The sequence below is a fragment of the Streptococcus sp. 400_SSPC genome (assembly GCF_001072745.1).
GTDB lineage: Bacteria > Bacillota > Bacilli > Lactobacillales > Streptococcaceae > Streptococcus > Streptococcus xiaochunlingii.
In genome coordinates, this window is the sequence record NZ_JVIQ01000073.1 from 19,871 (window position 1) to 34,271 (window position 14,401).

The 14,401-nt window shown below is 43.6% G+C and carries 14 protein-coding genes and 1 other RNA gene; 2 read left to right on the forward strand and 13 right to left on the reverse strand.

What is annotated here, in order from left to right; translation table 11 throughout:
• Positions 1 to 20 precede the first annotated feature (20 nt).
• The 5 genes from ADH49_RS09270 to ADH49_RS09285 all read right to left on the reverse strand — a co-directional run bounded on the left by ADH49_RS09270 (position 21) and on the right by ADH49_RS09285 (position 4,022).
• On the reverse strand, positions 21 to 1,460 hold the full coding sequence (locus ADH49_RS09270; protein ID WP_048691948.1) for a cell division site-positioning protein MapZ family protein: 1,440 nt from the start codon (positions 1,458 to 1,460) through the stop codon (positions 21 to 23).
• Entirely contained in the window at positions 1,457 to 2,629 is a 1,173-nt protein-coding gene (locus tag ADH49_RS09275; protein ID WP_048691951.1) for a THUMP domain-containing class I SAM-dependent RNA methyltransferase, read from the reverse strand. The genes ADH49_RS09270 and ADH49_RS09275 overlap by 4 nt, the downstream gene beginning before the upstream one ends.
• 64 nt (positions 2,630 to 2,693) lie before the next feature.
• Positions 2,694 to 3,059: RNase P RNA component class B (rnpB, locus tag ADH49_RS09610), an RNA gene on the reverse strand.
• 21 nt (positions 3,060 to 3,080) lie between these two features.
• Entirely contained in the window at positions 3,081 to 3,425 is a 345-nt protein-coding gene (gene gpsB / locus ADH49_RS09280; protein WP_006597079.1) for a cell division regulator GpsB, read from the reverse strand.
• 69 nt (positions 3,426 to 3,494) lie between these two features.
• Positions 3,495 to 4,022 (reverse strand): DUF1273 domain-containing protein, encoded by a 528-nt coding sequence (locus ADH49_RS09285; RefSeq protein WP_006597078.1) that lies wholly within the window; start codon positions 4,020 to 4,022, stop codon positions 3,495 to 3,497.
• 66 nt (positions 4,023 to 4,088) lie between these two features.
• Between ADH49_RS09285 and recU the strand changes: the two genes are divergently transcribed.
• Both recU and pbp1a read left to right on the forward strand, forming a co-directional pair.
• Complete coding sequence (recU, locus tag ADH49_RS09290; RefSeq protein ID WP_048691955.1) at positions 4,089 to 4,682, forward strand: Holliday junction resolvase RecU; 594 nt, start codon at positions 4,089 to 4,091, stop codon at positions 4,680 to 4,682.
• On the forward strand, positions 4,683 to 6,800 hold the full coding sequence (gene pbp1a / locus ADH49_RS09295) for a penicillin-binding protein PBP1A (RefSeq protein WP_048691958.1): 2,118 nt from the start codon (positions 4,683 to 4,685) through the stop codon (positions 6,798 to 6,800). It abuts the gene before it with no gap.
• A 64-nt stretch (positions 6,801 to 6,864) separates the two neighbouring features.
• Here the strand turns inward: pbp1a and pepC are convergent, their stop codons facing one another.
• From pepC to ADH49_RS09335, 8 genes are all read right to left on the reverse strand, one after another.
• Positions 6,865 to 8,202: an aminopeptidase C gene (pepC, locus tag ADH49_RS09300; RefSeq protein ID WP_048691961.1), complete on the reverse strand. Its 1,338-nt coding sequence runs from the start codon at positions 8,200 to 8,202 to the stop codon at positions 6,865 to 6,867.
• A 68-nt stretch (positions 8,203 to 8,270) separates the two neighbouring features.
• The gene (locus tag ADH49_RS09305) at positions 8,271 to 8,822 is read right to left on the reverse strand and encodes a GNAT family N-acetyltransferase (RefSeq protein WP_048691964.1); all 552 of its coding nucleotides are present in this window, start codon (positions 8,820 to 8,822) and stop codon (positions 8,271 to 8,273) included.
• A 56-nt stretch (positions 8,823 to 8,878) separates the two neighbouring features.
• Complete coding sequence (gene nadE / locus ADH49_RS09310) at positions 8,879 to 9,703, reverse strand: ammonia-dependent NAD(+) synthetase (RefSeq protein ID WP_048691965.1); 825 nt, start codon at positions 9,701 to 9,703, stop codon at positions 8,879 to 8,881.
• Positions 9,700 to 11,157, reverse strand: coding sequence for a nicotinate phosphoribosyltransferase (locus ADH49_RS09315; RefSeq protein WP_048691968.1), 1,458 nt, complete (start codon positions 11,155 to 11,157; stop codon positions 9,700 to 9,702). Before ADH49_RS09315 ends, nadE begins: the two co-directional genes overlap by 4 nt.
• A 198-nt stretch (positions 11,158 to 11,355) precedes the next feature.
• Positions 11,356 to 12,270, reverse strand: a complete 915-nt coding sequence (gene trxB / locus ADH49_RS09320; RefSeq protein ID WP_023027724.1) for a thioredoxin-disulfide reductase — start codon at positions 12,268 to 12,270, stop codon at positions 11,356 to 11,358.
• Positions 12,271 to 12,328: 58 nt separating this feature from the next.
• Positions 12,329 to 12,556, reverse strand: coding sequence for a DUF4059 family protein (locus ADH49_RS09325; RefSeq protein WP_048691969.1), 228 nt, complete (start codon positions 12,554 to 12,556; stop codon positions 12,329 to 12,331).
• 195 nt (positions 12,557 to 12,751) lie between these two features.
• Positions 12,752 to 13,495, reverse strand: coding sequence for an amino acid ABC transporter ATP-binding protein (locus ADH49_RS09330; RefSeq protein ID WP_048691970.1), 744 nt, complete (start codon positions 13,493 to 13,495; stop codon positions 12,752 to 12,754).
• Positions 13,492 to 14,298 (reverse strand): amino acid ABC transporter permease, encoded by an 807-nt coding sequence (locus tag ADH49_RS09335; RefSeq protein ID WP_048691973.1) that lies wholly within the window; start codon positions 14,296 to 14,298, stop codon positions 13,492 to 13,494. The genes ADH49_RS09330 and ADH49_RS09335 overlap by 4 nt, the downstream gene beginning before the upstream one ends.
• Between the last annotated feature and the right edge of the window lie 103 nt (positions 14,299 to 14,401).

Below are 14,401 nucleotides of genomic sequence, written 5' to 3' on the forward strand. Positions count from 1 at the left end.
AAGAGAAGTTTTTTTAATTCTTAATAATCCAATGCATCGGAATGGCCTTTTCCGTTTCCGACAAAGTAGCCTGTTTTAGCATTGATACTAAACAAATAAGTTCCATCTGGCTTAAAGAGGTTGTAATAACCATTGCCGTTGATGATATTCACGCGTTCCAAGATGTATTGATCTCCAACGATATGCCCACGTTCCCGAGCAATCTTCAGAACTTTCTCCAAAATACCAGGGTTAAAGGTCCATGCAGGATTGTTTACATCGTCAAGCGCTGCTTGGTTGTATGGCACCCGGCTCAAGTTTCGTTGAAGTGGCACACCAGTACTTTGAAGGCCAAAGCCAGAATAGCCTGGGTTCACTCCGCCTATCGTGTTGCCTTCAGTAGCTGGGGCTGGTGTAGGAGCTGGACTGGTTACCGTTCCTGAAGAAACTGCATTTCCACCTGCAACACTGCCACCACCATCTGTCACGGGTGCTGGAGTCGCAACTTGTTGCGAGCGTCCTTGAGCTGCAGCATCCTTCAACAATTGGTTCAACTGTGTATTAGCTGTTGACGCATCTGAAAAGACTGCATCACTCTTTACCTGCGCCTTGGTATCGATGGCCCCATCCTTAATAACTGGGCTGGTAAACTGAGAGTTTACTGTTTGAATAGCAGAAACCTGCTTCACCAATTCATCGTATTTACTTTTGGCTGCATCGTATTCCTTGGTGTCTTTCAATTTATCTAAACTGGCTTTTAGTTTTTCCAAATTACCAAAAGAATCATTTTTCAACTTCGTCTGCGTGTCATCTGTAAAGAAAGCTACATACTGATCGTTAAAATCCTTCAGCAAAGCCTCTGTATTTGCGCTCGTTGAGGAAGAAGAACTAGAGGACTTCTTGCTAGATGAGCTAGTAGAAGAGACGACTGTCGTTTCCCCTTTAGACTGGTTACGGATCCATTGATAAGACAACCAACTAGCCGTAGCAACTGCTGTCAGAGCTAAAACTGAAAACAAAATTGGTTTGACCCGGCTTTTTTTCGGTTCTTCAGGAATCTCAATTTCTTCATCCACATATGGTTCTGTTGGCTCTGGACCAAACTTAATTTTTGCAGGGCGTTCCCCAGGAATTGGATCTGGAATGCGAGCAGATGCAACCTCTTTTTTAGCTGCTTCTGCTGAACTTACTTCTGTTGCAGGTTCTTCGTTTGGAATTGCCTCCGCTTGTTCCACAGTGGTTGTAGCCTCTGCCTCAGCCAACATTTCCTTTTGCATGACGATGGTATCAAACTTTTGAGCTTCGATTTCCTCACGGTGCTGTTTGATGTATTTATCGAGGACATTGTCTGTTTCTTTGACCCCTGCTTCGATTTCTTCAGCTTTGCGGTTTGCTTGGCCAATCGTCATCTCTTTGGCGTCCTTAAAATCAAGAACTGACTCTGCCTCTTGGCCCAACTGCTGTTTATCTTCTTTTGTCATATGTTTCCTTTCTCACTAGTCGCTTGTCGACGTACCCGTTCCCCAAAGAACTGATACAAGTCAACCTTTAAAGTTCCGTTATATAATTTTCGTTTTTTATCTGCTTGTCGCCCAAATTTCTTCTCAAAATTTTCATCGCTGGTCAGGATAAATTTGCTCCAAGTCTTCAAGGGCTCAAAGACCTCTCCCATTTCAGCGTACAATTTTGTAACCCCTGCATCATCGGATAAGCGTTCGCCATACGGTGGATTGGAGATAATGACCCCATTGATCTTATCCGATCGCAAATCTTGCACCCGCATTTGCTTAAAGGTGATATCGCTCGCAACTCCAGCTTTTTGAGCATTTTCTTTGGCAATCTCAACCATCCGCACATCGATATCGGTTCCCATGATGTCTAGGACAAGGTCCCGATTGATTTTTTTACTAGCCTCTGTGCGAACTTCTTGAATCAGTCGATTATCCACCCAATTCCACTCTTCAAATGAGAAGGTCCGTCTCAAGCCTGGCGCTATCTGGCGAGCCATCATCGCTGCTTCGATACAGAAGGTCCCTGATCCACAAGTCGGATCAACCAAAGGCTTATCTGGATACCAATTGGAAAGTTGAAGAATGGCTGCCGCCATATTTTCCTTAATGGGTGCGCCCCCTTTTTCCGTCCGATAACCACGTTTGAAAAGGCTGCTACCAGTGGTATCAATTAGAATAGTCGCTTGGTCCTTCAAAATGGAAACTTCAATTTTAAATTCTGCTCCATTTTCGATCAATGGAACGCCTTCCGGACGAGCATAGTGTTGTTGCAACTTTTTAACAACTGCCTTTTTCGAAATCGCTTGTACACTCGGTTCGTTATGCAGTTTGGATTTAACACATTTTGCTTTGGAAATGGGAAAACGTGCTCCTAAAGGGAGATATTGGTCCCAATCCAAGGCAAAAACTCCTTGAAAGAGTTCTTCAAAGGTGCGGGCAGGAAAAGAGCCTACGACGATCTTGATTCGGTCAGCGGCACGCAACCAAAGATTGGTTTCGATGATCGCACGAACATCACCTTTGAAACGAACCCGTCCATTTTCCACTTGGCAATCGTAGCCCAGCTCTCGCAATTCACGCCCAACTACTGCTTCTAATCCAGCAGCAGCTGTTGCAATTAATTCAAATTGTTTTTTCATTTATTCCTCATTGTTTAAAAAAGGAGGTTGAGATTTCTCTCCCCCTCACCACCTATATGCAATTTTCTATAAGCCATGTTTTGTTCCAGAAATGACTAGGTACCATTTCCTTCGATAATCATCTGTCTACTGTTTCCAGTCAGAATGCTATGTTCGTTTCCATGCACTCCATGCCCCGACCAAAGTTTGGGTTGCTAGCTTGAGGGGTTTACCGCGTTCCACTTTTTAGGTTTCCCTAAAAACTACGTCACTGTGGCACTTTCAGAGCTAGTAGAACTTATCCTAAGACTTAGCCCGTTCGCTCGCCGTAACTTGAAGATCAAGTCCCTAGGCTTATGGATTCACCTAGCACAAACACTACAGGCATCACAGCCTGTGCTAGCATGGACTTTCCTCATGAGAGAAAGCTCTCACGCGATTATCCAAAAATTGCACGTTCATATTTAATGTCTTAAAAATCACGATCTACAACTTGTTTCCCGAAGACTTCTTTTTCTAGACGATTTAAGCGTTTCAAAATATCGAAGTTTGTCGTAGTAGTGACCTGAGGAAACTCATGCTTTGGAGCAGACTCAGGAACTGATGGACTCGGAGTTGCTTGGCTCGTCTTCTTAGCTAATTCTTCACGGAGCCGAGCATTTTCTTCTTTCAATTCCTTCACTAAGGCAGCATAGGTTTCATAGTCTTTGATGACATCATCCAAAAACTCATTTACCTCAACTTTACTAAATCCACGAACTTCTTTTTTGAAATCTTGATCAAAAATATCTTTCGCAGTAAAAATAATACTTGCCATCATTCTCTCCGTTCTAGTTAATCATAATCATTATATAAAAAATGAGGAGCAAAAATCAAGGTAAACCACTTATTTTTCGTAAATTTTTTCTGCTACTTCATTTAAGTCATCAAAGTTTAATCTTTTGACATGATACTGATCCTTTTCTAGCATCATTTTGTAAAGATATTTGAGATTTGTTTCATGTTCTGGATCGTAAAATAAATAGGCACCATCTGTATTTTCTAACAAAAACGTATTGTATTCTTTGAATTGACCTGGCTGGCTATAAGAGGGATAGGCATATTTGACAAAATTAACCTGTTTAAAGCGACTGAGGACTTCTTGATTGGCCTCATTCCAGTTCTCTCCTTGATTTTCAAACATAAAAATTGTGGCCAACTGTATCTCATATTCTTTTTTTAATTCCTGAGCAACCTCTAAAACCCAAGCTTCAAAACCTAAATTCCCTGTAAAAATCAACCACTTGACTCCCTCTTCCAAAAAACGGACTAAATCCCTACGAATCGCTTCTTTAATTATTGGAAGTCGGGGGTCCTTAGCTGTCAGAATTCCCAATTCAAATGCCTTATAACCTGTAATCAGTAAACTATTCATTATTTCCCCTCCCTTCTTCATTTTGTGATATAATAGAGTGATGTAATTGTACCAATAAGGAGAATGATGGTCAACTATCCTCACAAACTTAGCAAGAAATCTTCTTCGCCCATCCAGAGGAAGCAAAGTGTGAATTTTGCCAATCGAGGGATGACATTTGAAAAAATGATTAATGAGAGCAATCAGTACTACCTTTCTAGAGGGCTAGCGGTTATTCATAAAAAGCCGACACCCATCCAGATTGTAAAGGTGGACTATCCTCATCGCAGTCGGGCAAAGATTGTGGAAGCTTATTTTCGCCAGGCATCTACCACAGACTATTCTGGTGTTTATAAAGGACACTACATTGATTTTGAAGCAAAAGAGACCCAGCAAAAACAAGCCATGCCGATGAAAAACTTTCATCAGCACCAGATTGATCACATGGCTGCGGTCGTCCAACAGGGAGGAATTTGTTTTGTGCTCTTGCATTTTGCAAAGCTCAATGAGACTTATCTACTGCCCGCTCCTTCCTTAATAGACTTTTACAACATCGATCACGGCAGTAAATCTATGCCATTGACCTATATACAGGAAAATGGTTATCGTATCGAGACAGATCGCCTTCCAAGCGTCCCTTATCTCGATATTATCGAACAGAATCTACTAGGCGGTAATTAAATGAACAAACAAACAGTTATCCAGTGGTTAAAATATGCAGCGATTGCGGCTATTTCCTTATTTTTCCTTTTACTTATCCTGGGTGGATTGGTATTTGGATACTATGCCTCAAAAGCACCGACTCTTTCTGAAAAAGACCTCATTGCAACGACATCAAGTAAAATCTATGACAATCAAAACAATCTGATTGCCGACTTGGGTGCTGAGAAACGAATCAACGTAAAAACAAATGAAATCCCAACTGACTTGGTCAATGCGATTGTGGCGATTGAAGACCACCGCTTTTTCAACCACAGAGGGGTCGACTTTATTCGTATTGGAGGAGCCTTCTTCAGTAACCTCCGAGGAGGTCGCCAAGGGGGGTCTACTCTTACACAGCAGTTGATCAAGCTCACTTACTTCTCTACTTCGTCGTCCGACCAAACCCTATCTCGGAAAATCCAAGAAGCTTGGCTTGCTACTCAATTAGAGCAAAAAGCAACCAAACAAGAGATTTTGACCTACTACATCAACAAAGTCTACATGTCTAACGGAAACTACGGAATGCAAACAGCTGCTCGTAGCTACTATGCAAAAGACTTGAAGGACCTTTCTCTGCCACAAGTGGCCCTATTGGCCGGAATGCCTCAAGCACCGAACCAATACGATCCTTATACCAATCCGGAAGCTGCTCTCCAACGTCGTAATCTGGTTCTTAAAGAAATGTTGGATATGAAGTCCATTACAAACGAGCAGTACGAAAGTGCCGTCAATACACCTGTTACCGATGGCTTGCAAAGTCTAACCGGCTCAAGCAACTATCCTGCTTATATGGATAACTACCTCAAAGAAGTCATCCAACAAGTCGAAGAAGAGACAGGCTACAATGTCTTGACAACTGGTATGGATGTCTACACCAACGTCGATACCGCAGCTCAAAAACGTCTGTGGGATATATACAACTCTGACGAATATGTCAATTATCCAGATAATGAGTTGCAAGTTGCTTCTACTATCATCGACGTGACAAACGGAAAAGTCATTGCTCAGTTGGGATCCCGTCATCAATCATCTAATGTATCCTTCGGTACCAACCAAGCTGTCGAAACGAACCGAGATTGGGGATCTTCAATGAAACCTATCTCAGATTATGCTCCCGCAATTGAATATGAGGAGTATAACTCCACTGGAGTAACCATTCCTGATACACCTTACAACTTCCCTGGTACAAATACGCAATTTTATAACTGGGATAGACAGTACTACGGCAATATCAGCATGGTCTATGCTCTCCAACAATCCCGTAACGTTCCTGCGGTCCGGGCTCTTGAAAAAGTTGGTTTGAAGAAGGCTCAGAAATTCTTGAGCAGCATGGGGATTGATTATCCAGAAATGGTATATGCAAATGCTATCTCAAGTAATACCAGTGACTCTAGCAACAAATACGGGGCTAGCAGTGAGAAAATGGCCGCTGCTTATGCAACCTTCGCAAATGGCGGTACCTATTACAAGCCTCAATATGTGAATCGGGTTGTCTTTAGCGATGGTACAACTAGGAACTTTGACACTTCTGGAACAAGGGTGATGAAAGAGACCACCGCTTACATGATGACTGATATGTTGAAATCTGTTATCACAGCTGGTCTAGGATATAACGCTTATATCTCTGGTCTTTATCATGCCGGTAAAACAGGTACCTCTAACTATTCAGACAATGAATTGAAGAAACTAACCAAAGACTACAGTTACTCAAGCATTGTGACACCAGATGAATCGTTTGTGGGGTACACCACTCAATATTCTATGGCTGTTTGGACAGGGTACACCAATCGCTTGACTCCCGTACTGGATGATGGAATCAAAGTCGCGACGGATGTCTACAAACAAATGATGCTGTATTTGTATGAGCAATACGGATCAGGTAGCACTGATTGGACCCAACCAAGTGGTGTATACCGTAGCGGTTCTTACCTATATCTCAATAATGGTAAGAACAACTACAATTACTACTATTATGAGCCAAGTGTCGAGCCAAGCACTGACGCAACAGAAGATAGTTCAAGTTCTAGTTCATCTAACTCAGAAGAGAATTCTGAACACACTGAACCTTCTGCCAAAGAAAATGAACAAAATCGCTAGTCAGATAATTTAAGTCCAAACAAAAACACGATTGTTCATAAACAATCGTGTTTTTTTATATTTGTTACTTAGAAGCCAAGGCACCCATCGGATCCCATGGAGCCAAGACGATTGGCTCTGCCTCATAAGCAGCCAATTCTTCAGCTGTCAATAATTCCTTGCGGACGACGATTTGGTAGGTGTATTCATCCATCCAGGCATCGGAAGCTACAAAGTAGCCATCTGTTCCGACTTTTTCTCCCCAAGAATTCTCAACCTTCCATTTGAGAGGGCGTCCAGCTTCGTCCAGATCCACACCAGTCAAGACCATGGCATGGGTCATGAGACTTTCCGCATAATCCAAACGCCCTGCCTTATCTTGAGTCAGCTGGATATCCATTCCCGCTTCAAAATCGTAGACATCTGTCGCAAGGATTCCAGCTTTCCGGTTGCTAACTTGGCCGACATCCGATCCAAACCAAACAGTTTCCCCAGCCTTCATTTGAGCAATGGCCAATTCTTTCAAGCGCTCCATCGGAACATTAAGGTAGCGGACTTCACGGCTACCGACCACATTCCCCAGCATCTCAACCGTATAGGACTGACCATAAGGCTTGTCTGCCGTAGGCGCATTGATAACAGAAACGTAGTCCTCCAACTGAAGATCCACATATTTTTTGTAAAAGCTTTGAGGTGTCAATCCAGACTCTGTGTGGAAGTTATTGTCCTTATCGCGATAAGAGAAACTAAATGTACGAGGGGGCAAGCCCAGTGACATAGCTAAGAAATTAAAGATTTCTTGGAGGAGCTCTTCTTTCTTGCTTTGAACCGTTGCTTGATCTGCTCCGCTCGCAAGCAATTCGCGTAGAATCTGAGCATCTTGACGCAACAATTTGTTTAAGTAGGTATTGAGCTCCCGGCTATTGCTAGATGAGATGGATTCTGGATAGACAGACTTGGGTACGACCCCATATTTTTCAAAAAGGGAAACGACCATATCCCATTGACCACCATCTTGTTGAGGGGTTTGAAGGAGGAAGGCCACCTTGCGGCTGGTCAATTCCTGATCCGCTGTCGCAATGACTTGTTCCAAGAACCAGTTGGATTTTTCGTACTTGTCCCAGAAGAAGGTATGAGCTTGAGACAACTCAAAATCCTCTAATTGGAAGCTGGCAATCATTTTATGACGGAAGGTATTCAGAGCCGCAAACATCCAGCAACGACCAGAAGCTTTCTGGTCCGTCACCTTATCCTTGGTCAAATCAAGAGAAAAGACGGGTGTGTTTTCTACTGCACTTTTGCGTGTCTCTAAAGCCGCATGAATCCCATTGTGGGTGATGGCATTTTCGAGAGCCGCAAATTTCACATTTGCTTGGTAATTCGCATAGAGTTGATCTGTAAACTCTTTTGTTAATTCTGACATAAGATTCTCCTTTGTAAAGCTACTTACCATTATAGACCATTGACCAAAATCTTCAAGTAAAAATTGTTTTAAAGGTTAGAAGAATGGATAGTGTAGATTATTTGATCTCCGACATAGCCTTTTCTAGCGACAGCATTTGGGAGAGTAGCTAGATATTGCATCCCAGCTTTTTCCATAACTCTTCCCGAAGCAGGGTTCAAACTGACATACTTGGCTTGAACTTCCTTGAATTTCACATCTACCAACAAAAAGTGTAAAACAGCCTGGAGGGCTTCTGTCATCAGACCTTGACCCCAGAAATTCTTCCCTAGAATATAGCCGACTTCACACAGTTCTTTTTGTGGATCCTGAGAAACGACACTGATATCACCTATCACTTGTGCGGGATCATCTTTCTTGCAAATCGCCCATTTGTAGGTGTTTTCCTCTTGGTAATGAAGGAGCCATCTCTCAATTAAAGCTCGAGTCAGTTGAGGATTTGGATGGGGATCCCAAGTCACATATTTAAGATTATCTGTATCAGACGCCCAATTTTCAAACATTGCCTTTGCATCCTCTACAACAAAGCGTCTTAGTAATAAACGCTTGGTCTTCAGTTCAATAGTACCCAATTTTCTCATTCTCTTTCCTCCTATCCTGTTTTAAAAAAGTCGGCTCAACCGACTTTTCTTTCCTATCAACGCCAGAAGGTATCAAATACCGTAATCGGTAGATGGCGTTTGTGTTGGCCTTTGTGCCACCAGTTTTCAATGGTTGCTTGAGCTTCCGGGCTAACTGATTTTCCTTCTAGGTAGTCATCAATTTCTGCATAGGTCACCCCAAGAGCTACTTCGTCAGCGATACCTGGCTTCTCCTCTTCCAAATCCGCAATCGGTACCTTCTCATACAAGGCTGGATCAGCTCCCAGCGCCTGAAGCAACTGCTTGCCTTGGCGCTTGTTAAGTCGGTAGAGAGGCAGAATATCGGCTCCACCGTCTCCAAACTTGGTAAAGAATCCAGTGATGTTTTCGGCTGCATGGTCTGTCCCAATGACGGCTCCGCTATAGGCACCCGCTAAAGCATACTGAGCAATCATCCGACTCCGTGCCTTGATATTGCCCTTATTGAAGTCTGAGACATCCGTTCCTGTCGCTTCGACAGCACGCTCCATGGCATCGACCGATTCCTTGATGTTCACGACCAGGCTGACGTCTGGCCGGATGAAGGCCAAGGCCTTTTGGGCATCTGCTTCATCCGCTTGGACACCGTAGGGCAAGCGGACAGCAACAAACTGAAAACTAGCATCTCCAGTCTCTGCCCGCATTTCCTCCATGGCTAATTGAGCCAAGCGACCTGCTAGGGTCGAGTCCTGACCTCCTGAAATTCCTAAGACAAAGGTCTTTAGAAAAGGATGTTTTTGCAAGTAGTCCTTCAAAAAATCAATCGACCGGCGAATCTCTTCTTGAGGATCAATGACCGGCTTAACCCCTAATTGGGCAATAATGTCTTCTTGTAGGCTCATTCTTCTTCACCTCCCAAGGCTTTCTGACGCATTTGATCAATGAGGTCCATCTTATCTTGCCATACGTCCTTGGCCAAGTCCACTGGATAATGTTGTGGATTGAGGACACGTTTGTACTCATCCCAGAGCTTGTCAAATTCCTTCCGAGCATAGGCTTGGATATCCATCAAGGTTGGCAATTCGTAGACTTGTTCACCATCTTTGAAAATATCAACCAAGAGCGGGATGGCGTCAAAATCACGAACCGTCTTCTTGATATAGGTATAGGTCGGATGGAACATCTTGATTTCTGTCAGTTCATTGACATCTACTCCATCATAAGTAATGTAATCCCCTTCAGATTTTCCTTTTTCCCGACTGGTAATCCGCCAAACTTGTTTCTTCCCTGGGGTTGAAACTTTTTCAGCATTGTTAGAAAGCTTGATGGTATTTCGCATTTGACCATTGTCGTCTTCGATAGCAACAATCTTATAGACTGCTCCGAGCGCTGGTTGGTCATAGGCTGTGATCAACTTAGTTCCGACACCCCAGACATCAATCTTAGCCTTTTGCATCTTCAAGTTGAGGATGGTGTTCTCATCCAAATCATTTGAAGCATAGATCTTCGCTTCTGTGAAACCAGCTTCATCCAACTGTTGGCGAACCTTTTTCGAGATGTAGGCAATATCTCCAGAGTCAATCCGCACTCCTAGGAAGTTGATACGATCGCCCATCTCACGCGCCACCTGAATCGCAGCTGGAACTCCGATGCGCAACGTATCATAGGTATCCACCAGGAAGACACAGTTGCGATGGGTCTCAGCATAGGCCTTGAAGGCTTTATAATCATCGCCATAGACCTGCACCAAGGCATGGGCATGTGTCCCAAGGACAGGGATGTCAAAGAGTTTTCCTGCACGTACGTTACTGGTTCCGCTAGCGCCTCCAATAACGGCTGCACGGGTTCCCCAAATAGCCGCATCCATTTCGTGCGCTCTACGAGTTCCGAACTCCATCAAAGGTTCGTCTTCGATCACAGCCTTGATCCGAGCGGCTTTTGTGGCAATCAAGGTTTGGAAATTGACAATATTGAGGAGGGCCGTTTCAACCAACTGACACTGGGCAAGCGGTCCTTCTACTTGGACAATCGGCTCATTGGCAAAGACCAGGTCCCCTTCTTTGGCAGAACGAACAGTCAATTCCATTTTAAAATTTTTCAAGTAATCCAAGAAGGCTCCTTCGTAGCCTAAGGATTCTAAGTAGGCAATATCCGACTCTGAAAAACGTAGATTCTTCAAATAGTTGACAATGCGCTCAAGACCTGCAAAGACGGCATAGCCATTTTTGAAGGGTTGCTGGCGGAAATAGGCTTCGAAGACCGCCTTTTTATTGTGGATGCCTTGCTCAAAGTAAACCTGCATCATATTGATTTGGTACAAATCAGTATGGAGAGTTAAACTATCATCTGGGTACATGTTTGATCCCTCTTCTTTTTTTACGTCATGGTACCAGTCACGCTCTGTCAACTGGCACAGTCCAAAATAATTTTAAACACATTATAGCACATTTTAAGCAGGACCACATGAGTTTAATCCGGGTTAAGCCTCATTTTTATCGTAAAAAAGAAGGGATCTTCGCCTCTTTCCATCAGACGAACATCCCTTTCTTCTCTCTTATTCTTCGTGTTCAGTAATATATTTATAAGCTTCTTGACCGGCGACAGCGCCATCCCCAACCGCTGTGGTGACCTGACGAAGATCTTTTTGGCGGACATCTCCAACCGCAAAGACACCCGGCACGGAGGTCTTCATATGATCATCAGTGATCACCCAACCTTGGTCGTCTAGAATACCGAGGTCTTTGGCAAAGTCACTGACAGGATCCAAGCCCACATAGATAAAGACACCACCAGCTGCTTGCTCGCGAACCTCACCAGTTTGAACATCTTTTAAGACCAGACTGGTCACACGGTTGTCCCCTTTGATCTCTTCGACCACTGTATTCCAAGCAAAGTGAATCTTTTCATTGGCAAAAGCTCGGTCTTGAAGAACTTTTTGGGCACGTAGGGCATCGCGTCGATGAACAATGGTAACAGACTTAGCAAACTGAGTCAGGAAGATTGCCTCTTCAACCGCAGAATCTCCTCCACCAACAACCATGAGGTCTTCATCTCGGAAGAAGGCGCCATCACAGACAGCGCAATAAGAAACCCCACGACTATTTAATTCTTCTTCACCTGGAACTCCCAACAAGCGATGGTTAGAACCAGTCGCAATAATAACGGTCTTGGCTTGCAAGAGGCCATCATCTGTCGTAATTTCCTTGTAACTTCCTTGATCAACAATATTTTCGGCTCTACCGAACAAGTGTTCCACACCTAGGGCTTCTAGAGGTTCAAACATCTTTTCAGCCAATTCAGGTCCACTGATATTGGCATAGCCTGGATAATTCTCGATATCGGACGTATTGTTCATCTGTCCGCCAGGAATTCCAGCTTCTAACAAGGCAACCTTTAGATTGCTGCGGGCTGCATACAGGGCTGCAGTCATACCCGCAGGTCCTGCACCGATAATCAGTGTATCATACATAAGCTTCTCCTTTAGTTGTAACTATCTTGATTCTAACTCCAATTGAACCATTTTGCAATTATCTTGCTCGAAGAATAAACAGAACTCCAATGACTGCAAAGGTAAGGACTGGAATTGTCATAATATCAATTAATAAAATATCATAGAGGTGTAACTGGCGTTCCTTAGCTGTTTTATCCGTCTTACGAGCCGCTCGCAAGCCTATCCAAATAGCTGAGGTAACCAACACCCCAATTGAAGTGATGATTAGGCTCTCGATATAGAGAGATAGCAATTGCTTTAACATAAGATCTCCTTAGTATCCAAGATTGGAATGAGGGGACGAGATGCCGATTCGTTTCGTTCACTATTGGATCAAGTTGAAACTTCTATCTTCGCGGAAAAATGAACTACTACTATTCATCTTTTCCTGAGGCACCTACTCAAAGAAAAATCCGAGTCTGAAACATCGCGTTCCAGACTCGAGCTCTTATATATTATATCAAACAAATGTTCGTTTGTAACTAGCAAAGAATTCTTTTGTCCGCTCTTCTTTAGGAGCTTTCATAATCTCTTCTGGAGTGCCAGATTCAATAATTTTCCCCTTGTCGAGGAACAAGACCTTATCTGCCACCTGGGAAACAAAGCTCATATCATGGCTGACCAGAATCATGGTTTGACCTGCCTGAGCTGCTGCTGCGATGGCTTTTTCTACCTCTCCGACCAATTCCGGATCGAGGGCTGAAGTTGGCTCATCCAACAAGAGGACTTCCGGCTTCATGGCTAGGGCCCGTGCCAAGGCTACCCGTTGCTTCTGCCCTCCTGACAAATGACGAGGGTAATGGGTTTCTCGGTCCGACAGACCGACTTTTGCGAGTTCTTCTTTGGCAATCTTGGTCGCTTCCTGGTCAGATAAGCCTTTGACGACGATTAGTCCTTCCTTGACGTTGTCCAAGGCTGTCTTGCGGCTGAAAAGATTAAACTGTTGAAAGACCATAGCTAGCTTTCTTCGAAGGGTCAGGATCTCGTCCTTGCTGATGTTTTCAAAGTCTACCTTCTCCCCATTGATCTCAATGCTACCACTATCTGGGGCTTCCAAATAGTTCAAGCTTCTCAAGAAGGTTGATTTCCCAGCTCCAGAAGAACCGATCAAGGCAACAACTTCCCCTTTTTGGACTTCCAAATCGAGATGGTCTAGGACTACTTGACCGGAAAAAGATTTTGATAATTGTGAAATCCGAATCATGCTGCTCGTTCCTCCTCTTGCAAGGTTTGGGTAACAACTTTTGGATCTTTGATAGAGAGTACCTGTTCGATCCAGCGCCCCAATTGTTCAATCAAAATATTAATGGCCCAGTAAATCAATGAAACAGAGATAAAGCGCTCAAAGTAGCGACTGTCATTCCCCGACATAATCTTGGCTTGGGCAAAGATTTCCAAAACACCTGCATAGAAGGCCAAAGAAGTCCCCTTGGTCAAACCAATCAAAGAGTTGATCAAGGTCGGAGTCGCAACCACTGCTGCATTTGGAATAATAATCCGACGATAAACTTGGGCATTGGTCATCCCGAGACTCTTCGCCGCTTCAATTTCACCCGCATCAACAGACAAAATCGCTGCCCGAATGGTCTCACTGGCATAGGCTGCCTCATTGAAGGCAAAGGCCACAATGACAAATAAATGGGCTGGCACATCGTTGATATTAAAGGCTGTCCCATATTGTTGGTTAATGGCCTTCAATAGGAGCGGGATTCCATAATAGGTCAGCATCAACTGGACCAAAATTGGTGTCCCTCTTAAAAAACTCACAAACAAGGCTTGGATCGGGTAGAGGATTTTTACCCGATTGATCTTGACAATGGCAAACAATAGGGCTAGCAATAAACCAAAAAAGGCTCCTGCCAAGGTTAACAAAATCGTATTTGGAAGCTCTTTTAAAATTCCTGGAATAGCTTCAAAAACGACGCGTAGGTTAAAGATTTCTCCTTCTGGTATCCATTTTAAAAACTCTTCATACCAGCCAGATACCAGATAAGTAGTTGTAAACATCTTCGTTACTTCCTCCCTCGATAATGAATCATTCTATCATATTTACAGTTAAAATGCTGAGTTTTGCTACTGATCGTTCGTAAATCATGCTTCAGGTCTGATT

Excerpts from the sequence above, each read along its gene's own strand:
- ADH49_RS09270 (WP_048691948.1), bottom strand. The coding sequence starts at position 1,460 with ATGACAAAAGAAGATAAACAGCAGTTGGGCCAAGAGGCAGAGTCAGTT.
- ADH49_RS09275 (WP_048691951.1), bottom strand. The coding sequence starts at position 2,629 with ATGAAAAAACAATTTGAATTAATTGCAACAGCTGCTGCTGGATTAGAA.
- gpsB (WP_006597079.1), bottom strand. The coding sequence starts at position 3,425 with ATGGCAAGTATTATTTTTACTGCGAAAGATATTTTTGATCAAGATTTC.
- ADH49_RS09285 (WP_006597078.1), bottom strand. The coding sequence starts at position 4,022 with ATGAATAGTTTACTGATTACAGGTTATAAGGCATTTGAATTGGGAATT.
- recU (WP_048691955.1), top strand. The coding sequence starts at position 4,089 with ATGGTCAACTATCCTCACAAACTTAGCAAGAAATCTTCTTCGCCCATC.
- pbp1a (WP_048691958.1), top strand. The coding sequence starts at position 4,683 with ATGAACAAACAAACAGTTATCCAGTGGTTAAAATATGCAGCGATTGCG.
- pepC (WP_048691961.1), bottom strand. The coding sequence starts at position 8,202 with ATGTCAGAATTAACAAAAGAGTTTACAGATCAACTCTATGCGAATTAC.
- ADH49_RS09305 (WP_048691964.1), bottom strand. The coding sequence starts at position 8,822 with ATGAGAAAATTGGGTACTATTGAACTGAAGACCAAGCGTTTATTACTA.
- nadE (WP_048691965.1), bottom strand. The coding sequence starts at position 9,703 with ATGAGCCTACAAGAAGACATTATTGCCCAATTAGGGGTTAAGCCGGTC.
- ADH49_RS09315 (WP_048691968.1), bottom strand. The coding sequence starts at position 11,157 with ATGTACCCAGATGATAGTTTAACTCTCCATACTGATTTGTACCAAATC.
- trxB (WP_023027724.1), bottom strand. The coding sequence starts at position 12,270 with ATGTATGATACACTGATTATCGGTGCAGGACCTGCGGGTATGACTGCA.
- ADH49_RS09325 (WP_048691969.1), bottom strand. The coding sequence starts at position 12,556 with ATGTTAAAGCAATTGCTATCTCTCTATATCGAGAGCCTAATCATCACT.
- ADH49_RS09330 (WP_048691970.1), bottom strand. The coding sequence starts at position 13,495 with ATGATTCGGATTTCACAATTATCAAAATCTTTTTCCGGTCAAGTAGTC.
- ADH49_RS09335 (WP_048691973.1), bottom strand. The coding sequence starts at position 14,298 with ATGTTTACAACTACTTATCTGGTATCTGGCTGGTATGAAGAGTTTTTA.